This is a genomic window from Flavobacterium xueshanense (genome assembly GCF_900112975.1).
In the GTDB taxonomy this organism is placed as follows: Bacteria; Bacteroidota; Bacteroidia; order Flavobacteriales; family Flavobacteriaceae; genus Flavobacterium; species Flavobacterium xueshanense.
The window spans coordinates 188,652-209,730 of record NZ_FONQ01000001.1 but is presented as its reverse complement, the minus strand read 5'-3'; the positions used below and the strand labels follow the sequence as shown (position 1 = coordinate 209,730).

The 21,079-nt window shown below is 33.9% G+C and carries 19 protein-coding genes; 15 read left to right on the top strand and 4 right to left on the bottom strand.

Going from position 1 to position 21,079, the window contains the following annotated elements; translation table 11 throughout:
• Positions 1 to 15: 15 nt before the first annotated feature.
• Both BMZ76_RS00890 and dnaG read left to right on the top strand, forming a co-directional pair.
• A complete protein-coding gene (locus BMZ76_RS00890) occupies positions 16 to 1,611 on the top strand; it encodes a coiled-coil domain-containing protein (RefSeq protein ID WP_143071034.1) in 1,596 nt (531 codons plus the stop codon).
• 133 nt (positions 1,612 to 1,744) lie between these two features.
• The gene (dnaG, locus tag BMZ76_RS00885; protein WP_091203080.1) at positions 1,745 to 3,721 is read left to right on the top strand and encodes a DNA primase; all 1,977 of its coding nucleotides are present in this window, start codon (positions 1,745 to 1,747) and stop codon (positions 3,719 to 3,721) included.
• 127 nt (positions 3,722 to 3,848) lie between these two features.
• Here dnaG and BMZ76_RS00880 read toward each other — a convergent pair whose 3' ends face one another.
• Together BMZ76_RS00880 and nadE are read right to left on the bottom strand one after the other, a co-directional pair.
• Entirely contained in the window at positions 3,849 to 4,478 is a 630-nt protein-coding gene (locus BMZ76_RS00880) for a response regulator transcription factor (protein ID WP_091202619.1), read from the bottom strand.
• Positions 4,479 to 4,575: 97 nt separating this feature from the next.
• Entirely contained in the window at positions 4,576 to 5,373 is a 798-nt protein-coding gene (gene nadE, locus BMZ76_RS00875; RefSeq protein WP_091202617.1) for an NAD(+) synthase, read from the bottom strand.
• A 100-nt stretch (positions 5,374 to 5,473) separates the two neighbouring features.
• On the opposite strand from nadE, the gene gldB reads away from it, so the two are divergent.
• Together gldB and gldC are read left to right on the top strand one after the other, a co-directional pair.
• On the top strand, positions 5,474 to 6,430 hold the full coding sequence (gene gldB, locus BMZ76_RS00870) for a gliding motility lipoprotein GldB (RefSeq protein ID WP_091202614.1): 957 nt from the start codon (positions 5,474 to 5,476) through the stop codon (positions 6,428 to 6,430).
• On the top strand, positions 6,430 to 6,765 hold the full coding sequence (gene gldC / locus BMZ76_RS00865) for a gliding motility protein GldC (RefSeq protein ID WP_091202611.1): 336 nt from the start codon (positions 6,430 to 6,432) through the stop codon (positions 6,763 to 6,765). The genes gldB and gldC overlap by 1 nt, the downstream gene beginning before the upstream one ends.
• An 80-nt stretch (positions 6,766 to 6,845) precedes the next feature.
• Here the strand turns inward: gldC and yihA are convergent, their stop codons facing one another.
• Both yihA and BMZ76_RS00855 read right to left on the bottom strand, forming a co-directional pair.
• A complete protein-coding gene (gene yihA, locus BMZ76_RS00860) occupies positions 6,846 to 7,466 on the bottom strand; it encodes a ribosome biogenesis GTP-binding protein YihA/YsxC (RefSeq protein ID WP_091202609.1) in 621 nt (206 codons plus the stop codon).
• Positions 7,467 to 7,497: 31 nt separating this feature from the next.
• On the bottom strand, positions 7,498 to 8,271 hold the full coding sequence (locus BMZ76_RS00855) for an alpha/beta fold hydrolase (RefSeq protein ID WP_091203079.1): 774 nt from the start codon (positions 8,269 to 8,271) through the stop codon (positions 7,498 to 7,500).
• A 370-nt stretch (positions 8,272 to 8,641) separates the two neighbouring features.
• On the opposite strand from BMZ76_RS00855, the gene mraZ reads away from it, so the two are divergent.
• The 11 genes from mraZ (at position 8,642) to BMZ76_RS00800 (ending at position 21,073) form a co-directional block, all read left to right on the top strand.
• Positions 8,642 to 9,115, top strand: a complete 474-nt coding sequence (gene mraZ, locus BMZ76_RS00850) for a division/cell wall cluster transcriptional repressor MraZ (RefSeq protein WP_091202606.1) — start codon at positions 8,642 to 8,644, stop codon at positions 9,113 to 9,115.
• Entirely contained in the window at positions 9,090 to 9,998 is a 909-nt protein-coding gene (gene rsmH / locus BMZ76_RS00845) for a 16S rRNA (cytosine(1402)-N(4))-methyltransferase RsmH (protein WP_208857619.1), read from the top strand. Before mraZ ends, rsmH begins: the two co-directional genes overlap by 26 nt.
• 108 nt (positions 9,999 to 10,106) lie before the next feature.
• On the top strand, positions 10,107 to 10,454 hold the full coding sequence (locus tag BMZ76_RS00840) for an FtsL-like putative cell division protein (RefSeq protein ID WP_091202604.1): 348 nt from the start codon (positions 10,107 to 10,109) through the stop codon (positions 10,452 to 10,454).
• Positions 10,445 to 12,448, top strand: a complete 2,004-nt coding sequence (locus BMZ76_RS00835) for a penicillin-binding protein (RefSeq protein WP_091202601.1) — start codon at positions 10,445 to 10,447, stop codon at positions 12,446 to 12,448. Before BMZ76_RS00840 ends, BMZ76_RS00835 begins: the two co-directional genes overlap by 10 nt.
• Positions 12,445 to 13,908: a UDP-N-acetylmuramoyl-L-alanyl-D-glutamate--2,6-diaminopimelate ligase gene (locus BMZ76_RS00830; protein WP_091202599.1), complete on the top strand. Its 1,464-nt coding sequence runs from the start codon at positions 12,445 to 12,447 to the stop codon at positions 13,906 to 13,908. The genes BMZ76_RS00835 and BMZ76_RS00830 overlap by 4 nt, the downstream gene beginning before the upstream one ends.
• A 6-nt stretch (positions 13,909 to 13,914) precedes the next feature.
• The gene (gene mraY, locus BMZ76_RS00825; RefSeq protein WP_091202596.1) at positions 13,915 to 15,144 is read left to right on the top strand and encodes a phospho-N-acetylmuramoyl-pentapeptide-transferase; all 1,230 of its coding nucleotides are present in this window, start codon (positions 13,915 to 13,917) and stop codon (positions 15,142 to 15,144) included.
• A 1-nt stretch (position 15,145) separates the two neighbouring features.
• Positions 15,146 to 16,477: a UDP-N-acetylmuramoyl-L-alanine--D-glutamate ligase gene (murD, locus tag BMZ76_RS00820; RefSeq protein ID WP_091202593.1), complete on the top strand. Its 1,332-nt coding sequence runs from the start codon at positions 15,146 to 15,148 to the stop codon at positions 16,475 to 16,477.
• 73 nt (positions 16,478 to 16,550) lie between these two features.
• Complete coding sequence (locus BMZ76_RS00815; RefSeq protein ID WP_091202591.1) at positions 16,551 to 17,837, top strand: FtsW/RodA/SpoVE family cell cycle protein; 1,287 nt, start codon at positions 16,551 to 16,553, stop codon at positions 17,835 to 17,837.
• A gap of 50 nt (positions 17,838 to 17,887) precedes the next feature.
• A complete protein-coding gene (gene murG, locus BMZ76_RS00810) occupies positions 17,888 to 18,979 on the top strand; it encodes an undecaprenyldiphospho-muramoylpentapeptide beta-N-acetylglucosaminyltransferase (RefSeq protein ID WP_091202588.1) in 1,092 nt (363 codons plus the stop codon).
• A 35-nt stretch (positions 18,980 to 19,014) separates the two neighbouring features.
• The gene (gene murC, locus BMZ76_RS00805) at positions 19,015 to 20,364 is read left to right on the top strand and encodes a UDP-N-acetylmuramate--L-alanine ligase (RefSeq protein ID WP_091202586.1); all 1,350 of its coding nucleotides are present in this window, start codon (positions 19,015 to 19,017) and stop codon (positions 20,362 to 20,364) included.
• Positions 20,351 to 21,073, top strand: a complete 723-nt coding sequence (locus BMZ76_RS00800) for a cell division protein FtsQ/DivIB (protein WP_091202583.1) — start codon at positions 20,351 to 20,353, stop codon at positions 21,071 to 21,073. The genes murC and BMZ76_RS00800 overlap by 14 nt, the downstream gene beginning before the upstream one ends.
• Positions 21,074 to 21,079: the final 6 nt, after the last annotated feature.

The following is a 21,079-nucleotide window of genomic DNA, read 5'->3' as shown; positions in this document are numbered from 1 at the left end:
CAAAAAACGAAAATCATGCAGAAAATCATTTTAGTTACAATAATAATGCTGCTTGCGATGGCAACTAAATTAAGTGCTCAAGAAGTAAATTCAGAAAAATATTCGGTAGAATGGAGTTACAGACAACCTGAAATAGAAAGTTATGAAATAGGTCCTGATAAAAGTCCTGAATTTATAAATCAAAACATTTTAACAATTAAATCAGTTAAAAGTCAAATTATTGGTTTCGGGAATATTATGAAATCCATTACATCTGATCTGTATTTAGGGAAAACAGTTAAAATGACGGGTTATGTGAAAAGTAATAAAGTAAGATCGTGGGCTGGACTTTGGATGCGCGTAAATTATTATGATACTGCCGTTCTCTCTTTTGATAACATGCAAAAAAGAGCCATCAAAGGAACAACTGATTGGACTAAATATGAAGTAGTTTTGTTTGTACCGATGGAAGCAACATCGATATCTTATGGAGTTTTATTAAATGGAACAGGTCAAATTTGGTTTAAAGACATTACACTTGAAGTTGTTGATGATAGCGTTCCTGAAACGGGTTTGGTAAAAGGTAGGGAGCACGGAGGAATTTCATTTGAAAAAAGAGCAAAAGCAATTGCCAATCAAATTAAAACAATAACAGACGCTCAGAAAAATGCTTTAAAAACTGAAATTGATGCATTAGACAAAGAAGTTGCTAAAGGAATAATTTCTAAAGAAAAAGCGGAAGAACTCAAATTGAAAAAAGCGGAAGAACGCGCCGCTAATATTGAAACAAAAGTCGCTATTGAAGAAGTAAAATTAAATGAATTGATTCAAGATAAAGTGGATGGAAAGTTTGATGAGAAAAATGGAAATAATAGTGGTGGTACAAGTATCATTATAGGAAGTAGTACTGATTCCATTGGGAAGAATAAAAGAGAAATCAATATTACATCCATGAAAGTTTACAACGGCCAAAGAGACAAAGAAGACCGACAATCAAAACGAACTACAAGTCAGGTGGTTTTTGCTACAGGATTGAATAATGTGGTAACTAATAAAAGTGTCGAAAAATCAGATTTCAGGTATTTAGGTTCTGATTTTTCTGAAATAGGCGTTTCTTATAATAGCAGAATCGCAAAAAATAATAATTTACTTCATGCTAAATATGGCTTGTCTGTAATGTACAATAATCTTCGTCCTACTGATAATCGCAGTTTTATAATCAATGGGAATCAGACTAATCTTGCGATAAATCCTATTGATATAAAAGATTCTCGTTTCAGGAATGTATATTTAGTGGCGCCAATTCATTTAGAGTTTGATTTTTCGGGTAAAAAAATGAAAGACAATATACCATTTTTCAGAACGCATCAAAGTGTTCGTTTTGGTATCGGTGGTTATGCAGGAATCAATTTGAAGTCTAAGCAAATTATAAAGTATGATGACAATGATTTGAAAGCTACTGAAAGAACTAAAGGGGATTTTAATGCCAGTAATTTTATTTATGGTTTGAGTTCTTATATTGGATATAGATCGACCAGTTTGTACTTGAAATATGATTTGAATCCTTTGTTTAAAGAGAATTTGGTAAAGCAAAACAACGTTTCGTTAGGACTGCGTTTTGATTTCAATTAGAAATTGTTTTAGTTAGTTTTATACTTTATAAAGCACTTTGAAAGAAGTGCTTTTTTTGTTTTTAGATATTGAATTATGAACTTTGATTTGCGTATTTTTACACACTTTTCAACTATTAAATATTTTATCCAATTTGATTTCAAAAGCCACTATTGATACTGTTTTCGAAACTGCTCGAGTTGAGGAGGTTATTGGCGATTTTGTAAACTTAAAACGAGCAGGAAGTAACTGGAAGGGATTGAGTCCTTTTTCTGAAGAGCGTTCTCCTTCGTTTATGGTTTCGCCGGCTAAAGGAATTTGGAAAGATTTTAGCTCAGGAAAAGGTGGGAATTCTGTTGCTTTCCTGATGGAGCATTCTCATTTTACGTACCCGGAAGCCATTCGGTATTTAGCTAAAAAATACAATATTGAAATTGAAGAAACGGAACAAACAGATGAAGAAAAAGCCATTACTGATGTTCGGGAAAGTATGTATTTGGTTTCTGAATATGCAAAAACCTATTTTAATAACACCCTTTTAAATTCTGAAGAAGGCAAAGCAATTGGGTATTCTTATTTTAAAGAAAGAGGATTTACGAATGACACTATTAAGAAGTTTAGTTTAGGATATTCGCCTGAAAGTTGGGATGCTTTTACCAAAGAAGCCTTAGGGAAAGGATATAAATTAGAGTTTCTAGAAAGTACAGGACTCACAATACCACGAGATGACAGGCCGTTCGATAGGTTCAAAGGGCGCGTAATGTTCCCCATCGAAAGCATGTCAGGAAGAGTGCTCGGTTTTGGAGGTCGTATTCTTACCAATGATAAAAAAGCGGCAAAATACCTGAATTCCCCTGAAAGTGAAATTTACCACAAAAGCAAAGTGTTGTATGGTATTTTTCAAGCCAAACAATCCATTGCGAAATTAAATAATTGTTACTTAGTTGAAGGATATACAGATGTAATTCAGTTTAATCAATCTGGAATTGAGAATGTTGTAGCTTCGTCTGGAACTGCACTGACGCCAGACCAAATACGATTAATTAATAGATTGACTAAGAATATAACAGTACTTTTTGACGGAGATGCAGCCGGTTTACGGGCATCAGTTCGAGGAATCGATTTGATTCTTGAAGAAGGGATGAATGTAAAAGTCTGTACTTTTCCTGATGGTGAAGATCCGGACAGCTTTGCCAAAAAAACATCGTATGATGATTTAGTTTTATACCTGGAAACTAACGCTAAGGATTTTATTCAGTTCAAGGCCTCCCTTTTAATGAATGAAGCCAAGAATGATCCTATCAAAAAAGCCGACTTAATTCGGGATATGGTTGTGAGTATTTCGAAAATTCCAGACAGGATTCAACGTGAAATTTATATTCAGGAATGTTCCCGAATTATGGATATTTCGGAGCAGGTTTTGCACAGTACCTTGGCGCAATTAGTTCAAAAAGATGTTGTTGAAGTTGGAAAAAAACAAAAGCAGGAGCAAAAAGCTTTCGAAATTGTGAAAAATGAAAATCCATTTGAAGCTGAAAAAGTAGATACTTTAGGTAATGTAGAACGTGAAATTATAAAAATACTTTTGTTATATGGTAATATTTCTGAAGTATTTGAAGAAGTTTTAATTGGTACAAATTCTGAAGGTGAGGTTGATGATTTGACTGAACAGATAGAGACTAAGGTTTGTCAAAAAATATATTTAAGTTTACAGCAGGATGAAGTAGAATTTGCGTCAATTTTATTTAGAAATATTTATAATGATTTAATAAATGTTTATTTGCAAAATGAAAGTTTTAATTTAGAGCAATATATGATGCATTTAAATCCTGAATTTGCCCAAGCAATTGCAGATATAATAATGGATGATGAAGAACATGTATTGCATAACTGGCAGGGGCAAAATATCTTTCCTAAAACTAAATTAGAAACGTTAAATCAGTTTGTTACGGATAATTTATTTACTTTAAGGTGGTTTTTGATTAGTCAATTTATAGAAAACTCTAAAAACTCTGTTTCAAGAGAGCCTGGAGCTGATAACATTGGCTTTTTGACAGAAGCAAATGATTATAATGGTCTGTTAAAAAAATTTTCTTACAAAACGGGAAGAGTAGTGGTTCGTTATCATTAGAATTAAAAAACTCCATATCATCTGAAGCGAATTCAGATAATACAGAGTCTTTGAATTTAATAATGGATTACAATATCTTAATCCATTCTTTTTCAAAAAAAATAGGAAGAGTAATGTCTAAATATTACTAAACAATCTCTAATTTTTTAGCTTTGTCTACTAAATCTACAAGATTAGTAACGTTCAGTTTGGTCAATAATCGCAGTTTGTACGTACTAATCGTTTTTTCGTTAAGGTTTAAAATTTCAGCAATTTCATGATTCTTTTTTCCTCCACTTAAATAACGTAAAACTTCTACCTCACGGTTAGAAAGCTTGCGGTACAAACGTTCGCTTTTACTTTGTTTAGCAATCAAGGCTAAGTTTTTCTTCACGGTTTCATTCATGATTATCTTACCTTGGGAAACTTTTATAATCGAAATTCCTAAAGTTTCTAACTTTTCTGATTTATGCACAAAGCCAGATACTCCGGCTTTTATGGCATTTGGCGCATAAATTTGTTCTGAAAGCCCACTGAAAATAATAATTTTTGTTTTTGGAAAGTTTTTTAAGACCGCTTTAATCTCAAAAATACTGGAAAGACCTTCCAGCTCCAAATCTAATACTAATACATCAATGTCTTTTGTTTGAAGGATATCCCGTACCATCAAGAAATTGCCGACATTGGCAACTATTGAGATGTCTGCATTATCTTTAAAGTAAGATTTTACTCCAAAATGCACAACAGGGTAGTTATCGGCTATACATACTTTAATCATAATTTTAAATTTTTAGAATTGTTTGTAATTGGAAATGTAAAATTAATAAATAAATTCTGTAATTAATTGTAAATCAATATAAAATATCATTTCTTTATCATTTTGTGATAAAACAAACGGGAATTGGCATCATTTTATGTTGATTGATGGTATTTAATCGTTTGTAAATTTCAAAAACAATTTTTTCTCTTCCTGAAAAATCTTTCGCTGTTTTACCGGCCTCATTTGCTAACATCGCCCACTCTAATTCATCATAACTAGCTCCTAACTGATCTTCATCGCTTCTGTCGTCACCAAATAATCCATCAGTTGGTGATGCGTTTAATATAGACTCCGGAACTTTTAAATAATTTGCTAAAAGAAAGACTTCAGACTTCATTAAATCAGCTATTGGACTTAAATCTACTCCTCCGTCGCCATATTTTGTATAAAAACCCACTCCAAAATCTTCTACTTTGTTTCCGGTACCAGCAACTAATAAACCATGTATTCCTGCGAAATAATATAAAGTGGTCATCCTTAATCTTGCACGAGTATTTGCAAGTGCGAGATGAACTTTTGCGGTGTTTGAATCATCAGGAACTACATTTTTGAACGTTTCAAAAAGATTCGACAAGTCGGCTTCTGTACTGATTACGTTAGGAAATCGTTGTTTTAATTGTTCTATATGTTCACGCGCTCGTGTTACATGGCAAGCTGCCTGATGAATGGGCATTTCCACACATAAAACTTTTAATCCTGTTTGCGCACACAATGTTGAGGTAACTGCTGAATCAACTCCACCTGAAATGCCAATTACAAATCCATTTACTTTTGCATTTTCAGCGTATGTTTTTAACCAGTTTACAATTTGATTATTTACTTTGTCAACTTCGATTGTACTTTTTTTAGTCATAATAATTTACGTTTTAAAAAGCAGGAATGTATATTTGCAAAATCAATTCATTATGCATTCGTTTCCCAGGATTCTTAGGAAACAAATTTAATTAATATATATGAAAAAATATGTGTTTCTTGTAGTCTTTTGTCTCGTTATTTTATCCTGTAACAAGAAAACTAAAGTTGAAAGTGCTGTTACCGCGATTCCTTTGAATATAAAGGTGGAGCGTTTTGATAAGATATTTTTTGAAACGGAACCAAAAGATTTAGAGAAAGTAAAAAAAGAATTTCCATTTTTTTTTCCGGCCGGAAATGACAATAGTGTTTGGTTGAATAAAATGCGAGATCCGTTATGGAGAGAATTGTATACAGAAGTTCAAAAAAAATATGCTGATTTTGAACCTGTGAAACAGGAACTTAATAAACTCTTTAAACATATTAAATATTATTTTCCAGAGACAAAATCACCAAAAGTAATTACCATAATCTCCGAAATGGATTATAATAATAAAGCTATTTATGCGGATAGTATGGTAATTGTTTCACTGGAATTGTATTTAGGAAAAGGACATAAGTTTTATCAGTTTCCAAATTATTTAAAACAAAATTTTGAGGAAAGACAAATCGCTCCGGATGTAGTTTCAAGTTTTTCAGCACGCAAAATCCCAATTGTAACGGAAAAAGATTTGTTGAGTCAAATGATTTATTACGGAAAGCAATTGTATTTAAAGGATTTACTTTTGCCCGAATATACTGATGCCGAAAAGATGGGGTATACTCCTGAACAAATAAAGTGGTGTCAAGAAAATGAAAGTTACATGTGGCGTTATTTTATTGAAAAAGAAATGCTTTACAGTAATGATCAAAAGTTAATTCCCCGATTTATAAATCCTGCTCCATTTTCTAAATTTTATTTGGAAATTGATAATGAATCGCCGGGACAAGTTGGAGCCTGGATTGGTTGGCAAATGGTTCGCTCTTACATGAAAAATAATGAAGTGCCTATTGCTGATTTGCTAAAAACAAGTGCAAAAGAAATATTTGTGAAATCAAAATACAAACCCAAAAAATAATGTCAAATAAAAATACATCAGAAATTAAATTTCTAATTGAATTAGATGAAAATCGTGTTCCGGAAAAATTAATGTGGTCTGCGAAAGACGGTGGAGTAGAACAAGAAGAGGCAAAAGCAATTATGCTGTCGGTTTGGGACAGCAAGGCAAAAGAGAGTATGCGAATCGATTTATGGACCAAAGATATGCCAGTGGATGAGATGAAAATTTTCTTTCACCAGACTTTAGTGGCCATGTCAGAAACATTCAAGCGCGCTACTGATGATGAGAAAATGGCGGATACGATGAAAGATTTCTGTGATTATTTTGCAGAGAAACTGGATTTGAAAAAATAGAGTAACTTCAATTCTAAAAATAAAATCCCAAAACTTTAAAACTTAAGTTTTGGGATTTTTTATACTTTCTTTATTGGTTTCTAAAACTGACTGTTATTCTTGAAAACCTCTTGATTTACTTCGTCAATGTAGCTTAATAATTCTTCTTTTCCTGTAGATTCAGTTGCTGAAGTCACAAAGTAGTGTGGCATTTCGGCCCAATTGTTAGCAAACATTTTCTTTTTGTAAGCTGCAACATGCGAATCAATTTTTACCTTACTGATTTTATCTGCTTTGGTGAAAACAATGCAAAAAGGAATTTCGCTTTCGCCCATATAGGACATAAATTCGATATCGATGGTTTGCGCTTCATGACGAATGTCAATCAGAACAAATGCACAAACTAATTGCTCTCTGGTTTCAAAATAATCAGTAATGAATTCCTGAAATATAGATTTCGTTTTTTTAGAAACTTTGGCGTATCCATAACCGGGTAAATCGACTAAGAACCAATTGTTGTTAATCAGGAAATGATTGATCAATTGAGTTTTTCCTGGTCTTCCAGATGTTTTTGCTAATTTTTTCTGGTTTGTTATCATGTTGATCAACGAGGATTTCCCAACATTTGATCGGCCAATAAAAGCATATTCAGGTAAAAAATCTTTTGGACATTTACTTACATCAGAGTTGCTGATAACAAATTCGGCGGTATTAATTTTCATTTTTTCTAAGTGTAAAATTCTCCTATTAAGTTTAATGTACTGCTAAATGGGTGTTTGTCAACCATTCTTCTAACAAACGATTAAACTCATCTGGATGTTCCATCATGGCAGCATGGCCACATTTGTCAATCCAATATAAAGTAGAATTAGGTAATAATTTATGAAACTCTTCTGCAACATCTGGAGGCGTAACTTTGTCATTTTTTCCCCAAATGATACAAGTTTGAACATGCATTTTTGGCAAATCTTTTGCCATATTATGACGAATCGCACTTTTGGCAATTGTCAGTGTTTTTATCAATTTTATTCGGTCATTTACAGATTCGTAAACTTCATCAACAAGTTCTTTGGTAGCTACTTTCGGGTCATAAAATACATCTTCTGCTTTTTTCTTAATGTATTCGTAATCTCCTCTTTTTGGATAACTGTCACCCATGGCACTTTCATAAAGTCCTGAACTACCAGTAATAACTAGACCTGCAACTTTTTCGGGATACATTTTAGTGTGGTACAAAGCGATATGACCACCTAATGAATTTCCTAAAAGTATGACGCGTTCTAAACCTTTGAATGTGATAAAGTCTTTAACATATTTTGCAAAACTTTTTACATTCGTTTTCAGAATATTTTGAGTGTATATGGGTAAGTCTGGAATGATTATTTTATATCCTTTTGTAGAGAAGTAACTGGCAACAGCGTCAAAATTACTGAGTCCTCCCATCAATCCATGCAAGATGACAATTGGAGTTCCTTCACCAGCTTCATAATAGCTGTACCTACCTTCTTTTTTATAGTGTTTTTCCATTTTTTTTGACTGCGGATTTTCAATTTTGACAAATATAGGTTTTAATAAATAAAAATGAATTTTTACAACAATTTTTAATTGTAAAATTATCCTTGTTGATGTAAAAACAGCTTGATTTTTTTCCAAAATGAAGGTACTTTTTCGCTTTTTATTTACCATTTAAAATTGAAAATTCCTTGAATTTTATCCTCTTTTTTTTATAACATTATGTTTCTTACAAATAAAATAAAATAGGGCTAATGTTCTGATTGTGCATAAATTATACGTTTTTGTCTAAAAGTGGTTAAACTTATTAACAAAGTGGTATATAGTGGTAAATTGTGGTAATATTTTTTATATTTTTGCTCTACACCATTTAATACTTTTTTGCTTGGATACAATTGTCGGGACATATGAATGTAAAGTCGATGCAAAAGGAAGGCTGCTTATGCCAGCACCCTTAAAAAAGCAGTTGGCTACTTCACTTCAAAACGGATTCGTTTTGAAGCGTTCTGTTTTTCAGCCTTGTCTGGAATTATATCCTATGCAGGAATGGGATTTGATGATGCAAAAAATCAATAAACTAAATCGATTTGTAAAGAAAAACAATGACTTTATCCGCCGGTTTACTGCTGGTGTCAAAGTGGTTGAAATCGATGCTTTGGGACGATTATTAGTACCTAAGGATTTAGTGACTTTTGCCAGTATTGCAAAAGAAGTGGTCTTCTCATCAGCAGTGAATATTGTTGAGATTTGGGATAAAGATTTATACGAAAAATCAATAAGTGGCGAAGATGTTGATTTTGCAGATTTGGCCGAAGAAGTAATGGGAAATATAAATGACGACGACAATGGAATATCATAATCCGGTTTTGCTTCAAGCATCTGTAGATGGTTTAAATATTATGCCTGACGGCATTTATGTTGATGTAACTTTTGGCGGAGGCGGTCATTCAAAAGAAATTTTGAAACGGCTTGGGCCAAACGGAAAGTTATTTGCTTTTGATCAGGACCAAGACGCGCTGGCAAATACCCTGCAAGACGAAAGATTTACGCTGATAAATGAAAATTTCCGTTTTATAAAACGGTTTTTGCGTTTTTATGGGGTGAAAAGTGTGGATGGAATTTTAGCTGATCTAGGAGTTTCGTCCCATCAGTTTGATGTTCCTGAAAGAGGTTTTTCTACTCGTTTTGATGCTGGATTGGATATGCGAATGAGTCAGAAAAATGATTTGAATGCCTTCCGCGTGGTGAATGAATATGATGAGGCGAATTTAAAGAGAGTTTTTTTGGATTATGGAGAATTAAAAAATGCTCCCGTTTTGGCAAGAACAATTATAGAAGCCAGAGAACTAAAGCCCATCAAAACAACAGATGAATTGAAAGAGGTTTTGGCGCGCTATTTACCTGAAAGAGTCAAAAATAAAATTTTGGCGCAGATCTATCAGGCGATCCGAATTGAAGTGAATCAAGAGATGGATGTTTTGAAAGAATTTTTGGAACAATCCTTAGAAATATTGAATCCGGGAGGAAAATTGAGTGTAATATCCTACCATTCTTTAGAGGACAGATTAGTAAAAAGGTTTGTAAAAAACGGAATGTTTGAGGGAGAACCTGAACGCGATTTTTTTGGAAATTTTTCTGTTCCTTTTAAAACCATTGGAAAACTAATTGTTCCGGATGCTGCTGAAATAAAAGAAAATAATAGAGCCAGAAGTGCAAAATTAAGAATTGCTGAGAAGAGATAAGTACAACTCAGTTTCCCGAAAAGGGAATTTTCCTAATTGAGACAAGATAAATACTAATTTTTAACATCCCGGCGCCCTTTCCTTTGGAGAGAATCGGGGAGAGGACAAATGAAAAACGGAGTTTACAGCCTATTAAAAGCAAGGTTTCTTATCAATGATGATGCGGTTAAGAATTGGCGTTTCATCGTTTTTATAATTCTTTTGGCTATCGTTATGATCGCGAATACCCAGCGATTTGAGCAAAAAGTATTTAAGATTGCTGAGTTGACCAACAAAGTAAAGGAATTGCGTTCTGAATTCGTTGATAGACGTTCCGAGTTAATGAAATTAAAAATGGAGTCGACTGTATCTGAAAAAATGATAGAAAAAGAAATTTTTCCATCAACAGTTCCACCTATCAAAATAAAAGTTAAAAAAGAAAAAGAGAAAAATCTTTTAGAAAAAATATGGCAGTAGAAGATAAATATATATCCTACAGAATTTATCTGGTAGCTTTTGTCATCTTTTTGATGGCCATAGCAATTGCTGTAAAATTAACAAATATTCAGTGGGTTGAAGGCGACTATTACAGAAAGTTAGCGAAAGAAAGAACCGTTAGAAATTTTGTGATTCCTGCCAATAAAGGAAATATTTATTCTGCGGATGGAAGCCTATTGGCTACCTCAATCCCAAACTATGAAATCCGTTTTGATGCTGTGGCTCCAAAGGCCGAATCTTTTGAAAAAAATGTTAAATCACTTTCGGATTCATTGGCTACTATTTTAGGAAAGTCATCTGGTTTTTTTGAAAACGAATTGCGAAAAGCCAGAGCAAATAAAAATAGATATTATTTGATAGCTCGTAATTTGAGTTACACGCAGTATTTTAAAATAAAAGGATTTCCATTGTTTAATTTGGGTGCTTACAAGGGAGGAATTATAATTGAACAAGAAACCGTAAGAGAACATCCGATAGGGAAAATTGCTGAGCGTACCGTAGGTTACGAACGAACTTCTAACGGAGAATCACTCGATGGAAAAGGAATCGAATGGGCTTTTAGAAAATATCTGAATGGAAAAGACGGTAAGATTTTAAAGCAAAAAATAGCAAAAGGGCAGTGGAAACCCATACGCGACATTAATGAAGTAGATCCTCAAGATGGGTATGATGTCATATCAACAATAGACGTTTATGTTCAGGATATAGCACATCACGCTTTGCTAAAACAATTGGAATTATATCAGGCTGATCATGGTTGCGTTGTGGTTATGGAAACAAAAACGGGTCATGTTAAAGCAATTTCTAATCTGGGAAGAGCTAATGACGGAACCTATTATGAAACCACAAACTATGCAGTAGCCGAATCGCATGAGCCGGGTTCTACGTATAAATTAGCAGATTTAATGGCGCTGCTTGAAGATAAAAAGGCGGATACCAGTTCAGTTTATGACAGTAAAGGCGGAGTGGTTATGTATTCTGGGGAAAAAGTGGAAGATTCCCATAAAGGTGGCTATGGAAAAATTTCATTGGCAAGAGGTTTCGAACTTTCATCTAATACTGTTTTGGTTCAAGCGGTTTATAATGCGTATAAAGATGAACCTTTAAAATTTGTCAATCATCTTAATAATTTTGGATTAAATAAAACTTTAGGACTTTCCATCAAAGGGGAAGGCATACCTTATATTCCGCAACCAAGTGATAAAAATTGGTCAAAAATTTCACTGCCTTGGATGGCTTTTGGATATGGGGTCCATATTACCCCATTGCAAACATTAGCTTTTTATAATGCAGTTGCTAATGATGGTGAAATGGTAAAGCCTCAATTTGTTTCTGAAATCAAAGAATGGAATAGGACCATCAAAAAATATGAGAAAGAAGTTTTGAATCCGAGAATTTGTTCCCCACAAACTATTTCTAAATTAAGAGCAGTTCTGGCAAATGTTGTAAAAAAGGGAACGGCCTCAAAATTATATTCTAAAGATTTTTCTATGGCAGGAAAAACAGGAACAGCGGCGGTGAATTACGGAAAGGCTGGAGGAGTTGGAAAATATTATGCGTCGTCTTTTGTGGGCTACTTCCCGGCAGACAAACCAATGTATTCTTGTATAGTTGTGGTGCATAAACCAAGTACAGCACTCAATAATTATTATGGTGCAGATGTGGCAGGGCCAGTTTTTAAAAGGATTGCACAAAAAATATTTACCGATGCGCCTTCGACAAATGAAATTAAAAACTTAGACAGAAAAATTCCAAAACAAGAAAGTAATTACGATTCCTATTTTGTAAAATTCCAAAAGAAACAACAATTAATTCCGGATTTAAAAGGAATGTCCGGAATGGATGCTGTTGCTTTATTAGGAAATTTAGGAATGAAAGTAAGAGTAATCGGCGTTGGAAAAGTAAAAAAACAATCAGTAGAGGCTGGACAGAATTTAGTAAAGAACACAACGATACTATTGGAATTATCATGAGTATACTAAAAGATATATTGTACAAAGTAGCTATCGAAGCTATAAAAGGTTCGACGGATATTGCTATCAACAAAATGGATTTTGATTCTCGAAAAATCGAGGCTAATGATATTTTTGTGGCTATTCGTGGTGCCGTTTCGGATGGTCATGATTTTATTGAAAAAGCAATTCAGCGAGGAGCTGTTGCCATTGTATGCGATACATTTCCAGAAAATATTGCTAAAGGAATTACTTATGTTCAGGTAAAAGATACGAATTCAGCGCTGGCATTTATGGCTGCAAATTATTTCGGAGATCCATCTCAAAACTTGAAATTGGTTGGAATAACAGGAACAAACGGTAAAACTACCATTGCTTCTTTATTGTACCAATTGTTTAAAAAAGCAGGTTTTAAAGTTGGGTTACTTTCGACAGTTAAAATATTGGTTGACGAAATAGAATATAAAGCGACACACACTACTCCAGATTCAATTACGATAAATCATTATCTGAAGGAAATGGTCAAAAACGGAGTTGATTACTGTTTTATGGAAGTAAGTTCTCATGGAATTCATCAAAAAAGAACGGAAGCATTGCATTTTGTCGGTGGAATTTTTACCAATTTGTCTCACGATCATTTGGATTATCATCCATCTTTTGCAGAATATAGAGATGTGAAAAAATCATTCTTTGATAATTTGCCTAAAACAGCCTTTATATTGTCCAATATTGATGATAAAAATGGACAAGTGATGTTGCAGAATACTGCGGCAAAAAAATTGACTTATGCTTTAAAATCGTATGCCGATTATAAAGCGCAAATCCTCGAAAATCAGTTGTCAGGTTTGTTGTTGAAAATAAACGGAAATGAAGTTTGGGTAAAACTAATCGGAACATTTAATGCCTATAATTTGTTGGCTATTTATGGAACTGCGATTGAATTGGGAATGGAAAGTTTAGAAGTACTTCGCTTGTTGTCTGATTTAGAAAGTGTTTCGGGACGTTTTCAATTTATTGTTTCGGCTTCAAATATTACGGCGATTGTGGATTATGCGCATACACCAGATGCATTAGAAAATGTGCTAAAAACCATCAATGACATTCGTACCAAAAACGAACAACTAATCACGGTTGTAGGTTGTGGAGGAAATAGAGATAAAACCAAGCGACCAATTATGGCTGATATTGCATCGGAGATAAGTGATAAAGCAATTTTTACTTCGGATAATCCAAGAAATGAAGATCCTGTAGTAATTATTACTGAAATGGAACAAGGTGTTGCTCCTCAGAATTATAAAAAAGTGTTGACCATAACCGACAGAAAACAAGCTATAAAAACGGCATGTCAATTAGCTCAGCCCAATGATATTATTTTAATTGCCGGGAAAGGGCATGAGACATATCAGGAAATAAATGGTGTTCGTCATGATTTTGACGACATGAAAATAGTAAAAGAGATATTAGACCAACTCCAAAAATAAAGAAATATGCTGTATTATTTATTTGAATATTTAGACAAAACATTGGATGTACCGGGTACGGGTGTATTTCAGTATATCACTTTTAGATCAGCATTAGCATTTTTGCTGTCTTTGCTTTTGTCAACCATTTATGGAAAAAGAATTATCCGTTTTTTGCAAAGACAACAAGTGGGAGAAACTGTTCGTGAACTTGGTTTAGCTGGTCAAAACGAAAAAGCGGGAACACCAACGATGGGTGGATTAATTATCATATTCGCCACTTTAGTTCCAGTTGTTCTTTTTGCAAAATTGCATAATATATACATTGTTTTGCTGATTGTTACCACACTTTGGATGGGGACAATTGGGTTCATAGATGATTATATTAAAATTTTCAAAAAAGATAAAGAAGGTTTAAAAGGAATATTTAAAGTTTTTGGGCAAGTTGGCTTGGGTTTAATTGTAGGGATTGTTCTTTATTTCAGCCCTGCAGTTACCGTACGTACGGATACAGGAAAATCGGATATTTTTAGAGAGCCGACAGAAACTGTGATTTTGCCAGCGCCAGTAGAAGAAAAATCCACGGTAACTACAATTCCTTTCTTCAAAAATAATGAATTTGACTATGCGGAATTACTGGCTTGGACAGGTGAAGGATATGAAAAATGGGCTTGGTTGATTTTTATTCCGGTGGTGATTTTTATCATTACCGCAGTTTCTAACGGAGCTAATCTGACCGATGGTATTGACGGCTTGGCTGCGGGGACATCAGCTATTTCAGTGCTGGCTCTGGGAATATTTACATTCGTTTCGGGGAATATTATTTTCTCGAATTATCTGAATATTATGTACATCCCTAATTCAGGGGAAATGACGGTTTTTATAGCTGCTTTTGTGGGATCATTGATAGGATTTCTGTGGTATAACTCGTATCCGGCATCCGTTTTTATGGGCGATACAGGGAGTTTGACTATAGGCGGAATTATTGCCGTTCTTGCAATAGCGGTCCGTAAAGAAATGCTGATTCCATTATTGTGCGGAATTTTTCTGGTCGAAAATTTCTCAGTTGTGCTTCAGGTAAGTTATTTTAAATACACTAAGAAACGCTTTGGCGAAGGCCGAAGAATATTTCTAATGTCGCCTTTACACCATCATTATCAGAAAAAGGGATATCACGAAAGTAAAATTGTCACCCGTTTTTGGATTGTTGCTATCATGCTGGCCATATTGTCAATTGTCACTTTAAAATTAAGATAACATGAGGCTAGTAATTTTAGGAGGAGGCGAAAGCGGTGTTGGAACTGCGATTTTGGGTAAGAAAAAAGGATATGAAGTTTTTGTGTCTGATTTTGGAAAAATAAAAGAAAATTACAAAGAGGTTCTTATTATAAATGGAATAGCCTGGGAAGAGGAGAAGCATACAGAAGATTTGATTTTGAATGCAGATGTGGTTATGAAAAGCCCTGGAATTCCGGATAAATCTCCAATAGTGAAACTGCTTTTAAAAAAAGGAATTTCAGTAATTTCAGAAATTGAATTTGCTGCACCTTTTACCGATGCAACAATTATAGGAATTACCGGTAGTAATGGAAAAACAACTACGACCATGCTCACGCATCATTTGCTGAAATCAGCAGGATTAAATGTGGGACTTGGAGGAAATATAGGTAAAAGTTTTGCCTGGCAAATTGCCGATAATAAATACGATTCGTATGTACTAGAGTTGAGTAGTTTTCAATTGGACGGAATAGTGAATTTCAAACCGCAAATCGCCATTATTACAAACATCAGTCCGGATCATTTAGATCGATATGATTATAAATATGAAAATTATATTGATTCAAAATTTAGAATTACGATGAATCAAACTGAGGACGATTATCTCATCTATGATGCGGATGATGAAGCCATGAACGATTGGTTTAAAACGCACACAACAAAAGCAAAATTAATTCCTTTTTCATTGACTAAAACTTTCAGCGAAGGGGCTTATTTAAAAAACAATAAAATGGAAATAAAGATCAATCAAGAGGAGTTTACAATGGACACAGAACACATTGCTTTAGAAGGAAAACATAATATGAAAAATGCAATGGCAGCAACCTCTGTGGCAAAATTAATGCAAATACGAAAGGCTACAATTCGGGAAAGTCTTTCTAATTTTCAAGGAGTAGAACACCGTCTTGAGAAAGTTTTGAAAATCCAGAACGTTCAATACATTAATGATTCAAAAGCAACGAATGTAAACGCTACTTTTTTTGCTTTAGACAGTATGAATACGCCTACAGTTTGGATTGTTGGTGGAGTTGATAAAGGAAATGATTACAATGAATTAATGTCACTAGTTCGTGAGAAGGTAAAAGCTATTATTTGCCTTGGAGTAGATAACAAAAAAATTATCGATGTTTTTGGGAATGTAGTTGATATGATGATTGAGGTAGATAATATGAGTGATGCAGTGCGAATGGCACAACGATTATCAGAAAAAGGTGATGCCGTTTTATTGTCACCAGCTTGTGCCAGTTTCGATTTGTTCGAAAACTATGAAGATAGAGGAAAGCAATTCAAACAGGCCGTTAAGAATTTATAGAAATGTTTAAGGTTTAAATCGCAAGGTTGAAAAACTTTAAATTTTAAACATAAAAACTTTAAACAAATAAAAAATGAAACAACTAATAAACAATTTAAAAGGAGATAAAGGGATTTGGTCATTTGTGGCCTTATTGGCCTTGTTTTCGTTTATGCCTGTTTTTAGTGCGAGCAGTAATTTGGCCTACATTGGTCAGGGAAATGGGAATACATTAGGTTATTTGGTTAAGCATATCATGCATATTGGTATTGGTTTTACTATAATTTTTATGGTGCACAAAATACCGTATCATTATTTTAAGGCTGTTTCTAAAGGAGCACTGTATGTCGTTTGGGTATTATTGGCATATACATTAGTAAAGGGAACAGTAATTGCCGGTGCTAACGCGAGTCGATGGATTCAGGTGCCATTTATTGGGGTTACGTTTCAAACTTCAACATTGGCGGCAATGGTTTTGTTTATATTTGTTGCCCGCTATCTGTCTAAAACACGAGAAGTTCCTATTGATTTTAAGTCTTCAGTTTGGGAGCTTTGGGTTCCGGTTTTCATTACGTTACTATTTATTTTACCGGCTAACTTTTCTACAACGGCATTGATTTTTTCGATGGTATTAATGTTGGTTTTTATTGGTAAATATCCGTTGCGATACATAGGAATTGTGATCGGATCAGGAATAGTTTTTTTGGCTTTTTTCATTCTTATTGCTAAAGCATTTCCAGATGCATTTCCTAACCGTGTGGATACTTGGATCAGTCGTATTGATAATTTTACCAGTGATAAACCAGGCGAAGATGATTATCAAATAGAGAAAGCTAAAATTGCCATAGCTTCAGGTAAAATATATGGATTAGGACCTGGAAAAAGTGTTCAAAAGAACTTTCTGCCACAATCATCTTCCGATTTTATTTTTGCGATAATTGTTGAAGAATATGGACTCATAGGAGGTTTAGGAGTTTTAGCACTGTATTTATTGTTGCTGTTTCGATTTGTGATTGCTTCGCATAAAGCCAAATCTCTTTTTGGAAAATTAGTAGTGGTCGGGTTGGGTTTCCCCATGATATTCCAGGCAATGGTAAACATGGCTGTTGCGGTAGAGTTATTGCCAGTAACTGGGCAAACGTTGCCATTGATAAGTAGCGGAGGAAGTTCTATCTGGATGACCTGTTTTGCACTTGGGATTATTATCAGTGTGACCAAAAAGGAAGAAGAAATTGCGCAGGAATTAAAAGATGCTGCCAAAAGAGAAGAAGCCCTTCAAAAATTAATTGACAGGGAATTAGATGAGGAAGGTGCTATAGCCGGAGGATATTCTATTGAAGATAAAGCTACAAATCCAATGCAGGCAGTATTAAATAAATAATTTATTTGTAAAGTAGTTTAAAAAAATACAACTCAGTAACTTAACAAGAAATGAAACAGTATCGATTCATATTAAGCGGTGGCGGAACGGGAGGACATATCTATCCGGCAATTGCTATTGCAAATGAATTAAAATCTCGATTTCCAGATGCAGAATTTCTTTTTGTTGGGGCTAAAGATAAAATGGAAATGCAAAAAGTTCCTCAGGCTGGTTACAAAATCATTGGACTTTGGATTGCAGGATTGCAAAGAAGAATAACCCTTGATAATGCGCTTTTCCCTGTTAAACTTCTTTCAAGTTTATTGCAATCCAGAACAATAATAAAGAATTTCAAACCAGATGTGGTGATTGGTACGGGAGGATTTGCAAGCGGTCCTTTATTGCAGGTAGCCGAGATTGCAGGAATTCCTACCGTTATTCAAGAACAAAATTCATATCCTGGAATTACAAATAAATTGTTGAGCAAGAATGCAAATAAAATTTGTGTTGCTTATGAAAATTTAGAACGTTTTTTTCCAAAGCAGAAAATGATTTTGACCGGAAATCCAGTACGTCAGGATTTAATTGCTATTGACGGTAAAAGAGAAGAGGCGCTACGTTATTTTAATTTAGATCCTAATAAAAAAACACTTTTGGTTTTAGGGGGAAGTTTGGGTTCGAGAAGAGTAAATCAGTTAATTGCGAAAGAGATTTTAACTTTTGCTGCTCATAATGTACAAGTGATTTGGCAATGCGGTAAACTGTATTTTGAAGATTATAAGCGTTTTGAAGAGAATGAAAATATCCAAATTCACTTTTTTATTGACAAGATGGATTTAGCGTACGCCGCTTCGGATGTTATTATTTCTCGTGCTGGAGCATCTTCAGTTTCGGAATTATGTATTGTGGGTAAACCGGTAATTTTCATTCCATCTCCCAATGTGGCTGAAGATCATCAAACTAAAAATGCTCAGGCTGTTGTTGATAAAAAAGGTGCTATTTTACTTAAAGAATCGGAGCTTGATTCGCAATTTGGTTCGGTATTTGAATCCCTGCTGAACGATCAGGAAAAGCAAAATCAATTGGGAGCACATATAAAACTGTTGGCTTTGCCCGAAGCAACAAAACAAATTGTTGATGAAATAGTAAAGTTAATTAACTAGAAAAAAAAGATAAGAGACCAAAGACACATACAAAAATGAACTTGAATCAAATACATAACGTCTATTTTATAGGAATCGGAGGCATCGGAATGAGTAATCTTGCGCGTTATTTCAAGAATTTGGGTAAGCAAGTTTCGGGATATGATAAAACGCCTTCCGTTCTTACTAATGAATTGATGAAAAGCGGGATTACAATTCATTTTGAAGATAATATTGATTTGATTCCAAAGGATTTTTACATTGAAAATACTTTGGTTATTATCACGCCTGCAGTTCCAATCACGCATTCAGAATGGAATTATTTTTTGGAAAGAGATTATGAAATAAAAAAGAGAGCTGAAGTTTTAGGGTTAATTACCAAAGACACTTTTTGTTTTGCGGTAGCCGGAACACATGGTAAAACAACGACATCTGGAATTTTAGGGCATATTTTGCACGAAAGTGGTGCTGATGTCACAGCCTTTATTGGTGGTATAGTCGAAAATTATAATTCTAATTTGATAGGAAGCGGAACGACAATAACTGTTGTAGAAGCAGATGAATTTGATCGTTCATTCCTGCATTTGCATCCTAATATTGCCTGTATTACTTCAATGGATGCAGATCATTTGGATATTTATGGAACTAGCAAGGCTTTAGAAGAATCTTTCATAGAATTTGCTTCAAAAATTGAAGATAAAAGCAAGCTTTTTATAACTAAAGAATTACCGTTAGAAGGTGTTATTTGCGCGGTAAATGAAGAGGCAGTTTATAAAGCATTTAATGTCAGAATAGGAAACGGCAGTTATGTTTTTGATGTGCAAACTCCGTCTGAAACAATCAAGGATTTGCATTTTGGATTGCCAGGAAAACATAATTTAATGAATGCGTTGATGGCTATTGCAATGGCAAATTTATTCGGCACCCCAACCGATGCCATTGCAAAAGCCATAGCATCATTTAAAGGAATAAAAAGAAGATTTTCGTACCAGATTAAAACGGATGCTAAAGTTTATATAGATGATTATGCACACCATCCTACGGAGATAAATGCCGTGTATCAAGCGGTGAGGGAATTGTATCCAAACCAAAAAGTTTTGGCAGTTTTTCAACCACATTTATTTAGTAGAACAAGAGATTTTGCCGATGATTTCGCTAAAAGTTTATCTGCTTTTGATGAGGTTGTTTTATTAGATATTTATCCGGCTCGCGAACAGCCTATGGAAGGAATTACCTCACAGTGGTTGATGGGTAAAATGACAAATAATAATAAGAAAATTGTTGCTAAAAATAATTTAATTCCAGCAATTTTAGAAAGTACATCAACCATTATTGTGACTATTGGAGCGGGAGATATTGGAGAATTGGTTCCATTAATAAAAAAAGCGATAGATGAAACTCTTTAATTGGACAAACATTCGATTAATACTAATGATTGTATTGGTTATTTTTCTGTTTTCATTTACTTCAAAACGAAATGAAAACAGGAAATTGAAAAAATCCGTCATTGTTTTTGTAGGAGATAGCGCTCCTTTTGTGAAACAAGAAACGGTTAATAAATTGTTAATAGAAAATAATAAAGAGGTATCCAGCATTCAAAAAGTTAATTTAGATTTGAATAAACTGGAAGCAGCTATTGATGCGCAAGAAATGATTGAAAAATCAGACGTATTTGTGAGTATCGATGGCGTGTTAAAAGCGGTGGTAAAACAAAAAACTCCTATTGTTAGAGTTTTTGATGATGGCGGTTCTTTTTATATTGATTATAAGGGAAATAGAATGCCATTGTCAACTAATTTTACAGCTAGAGTTCCACTTGTTTCAGGAGCGATAAATAATAAAAATAACGAAAATTTAGCCGACTTATTTCGCATAATTTATGATGATGCATTTTTGAAAAAAAACATCATCGGAATTGAAATTATGCCTAACGGAAGTTTAAAAATGCACAACAGGAATTTTGATTATCAAATAGATTTTGGTAAAGTGATAAATGTGGAGCGTAAATTTAAAAATTACAAAGCTTTTTTTCAAAAAGCAGTTTTTGATAGTTCGTTATATAAATATAAAAAAATTGACCTCCGATTTACGGATCAAGTAGTTTGCACTAAATAATAGATA

Coding starts and splice junctions, on each gene's coding strand:
- murC (WP_091202586.1), top strand. CDS start 19,015: ATGAACTTGAATCAAATACATAACGTCTATTTTATAGGAATCGGAGGC.
- murD (WP_091202593.1), top strand. CDS start 15,146: ATGAGGCTAGTAATTTTAGGAGGAGGCGAAAGCGGTGTTGGAACTGCG.
- rsmH (WP_208857619.1), top strand. CDS start 9,090: ATGACGACGACAATGGAATATCATAATCCGGTTTTGCTTCAAGCATCT.
- gldB (WP_091202614.1), top strand. CDS start 5,474: ATGAAAAAATATGTGTTTCTTGTAGTCTTTTGTCTCGTTATTTTATCC.
- murG (WP_091202588.1), top strand. CDS start 17,888: ATGAAACAGTATCGATTCATATTAAGCGGTGGCGGAACGGGAGGACAT.
- BMZ76_RS00835 (WP_091202601.1), top strand. CDS start 10,445: ATGGCAGTAGAAGATAAATATATATCCTACAGAATTTATCTGGTAGCT.
- mraY (WP_091202596.1), top strand. CDS start 13,915: ATGCTGTATTATTTATTTGAATATTTAGACAAAACATTGGATGTACCG.
- gldC (WP_091202611.1), top strand. CDS start 6,430: ATGTCAAATAAAAATACATCAGAAATTAAATTTCTAATTGAATTAGAT.
- BMZ76_RS00815 (WP_091202591.1), top strand. CDS start 16,551: ATGAAACAACTAATAAACAATTTAAAAGGAGATAAAGGGATTTGGTCA.
- yihA (WP_091202609.1), bottom strand. CDS start 7,466: ATGAAAATTAATACCGCCGAATTTGTTATCAGCAACTCTGATGTAAGT.
- BMZ76_RS00840 (WP_091202604.1), top strand. CDS start 10,107: ATGAAAAACGGAGTTTACAGCCTATTAAAAGCAAGGTTTCTTATCAAT.
- BMZ76_RS00880 (WP_091202619.1), bottom strand. CDS start 4,478: ATGATTAAAGTATGTATAGCCGATAACTACCCTGTTGTGCATTTTGGA.
- BMZ76_RS00890 (WP_143071034.1), top strand. CDS start 16: ATGCAGAAAATCATTTTAGTTACAATAATAATGCTGCTTGCGATGGCA.
- BMZ76_RS00855 (WP_091203079.1), bottom strand. CDS start 8,271: ATGGAAAAACACTATAAAAAAGAAGGTAGGTACAGCTATTATGAAGCT.
- BMZ76_RS00800 (WP_091202583.1), top strand. CDS start 20,351: ATGAAACTCTTTAATTGGACAAACATTCGATTAATACTAATGATTGTA.
- nadE (WP_091202617.1), bottom strand. CDS start 5,373: ATGACTAAAAAAAGTACAATCGAAGTTGACAAAGTAAATAATCAAATT.
- BMZ76_RS00830 (WP_091202599.1), top strand. CDS start 12,445: ATGAGTATACTAAAAGATATATTGTACAAAGTAGCTATCGAAGCTATA.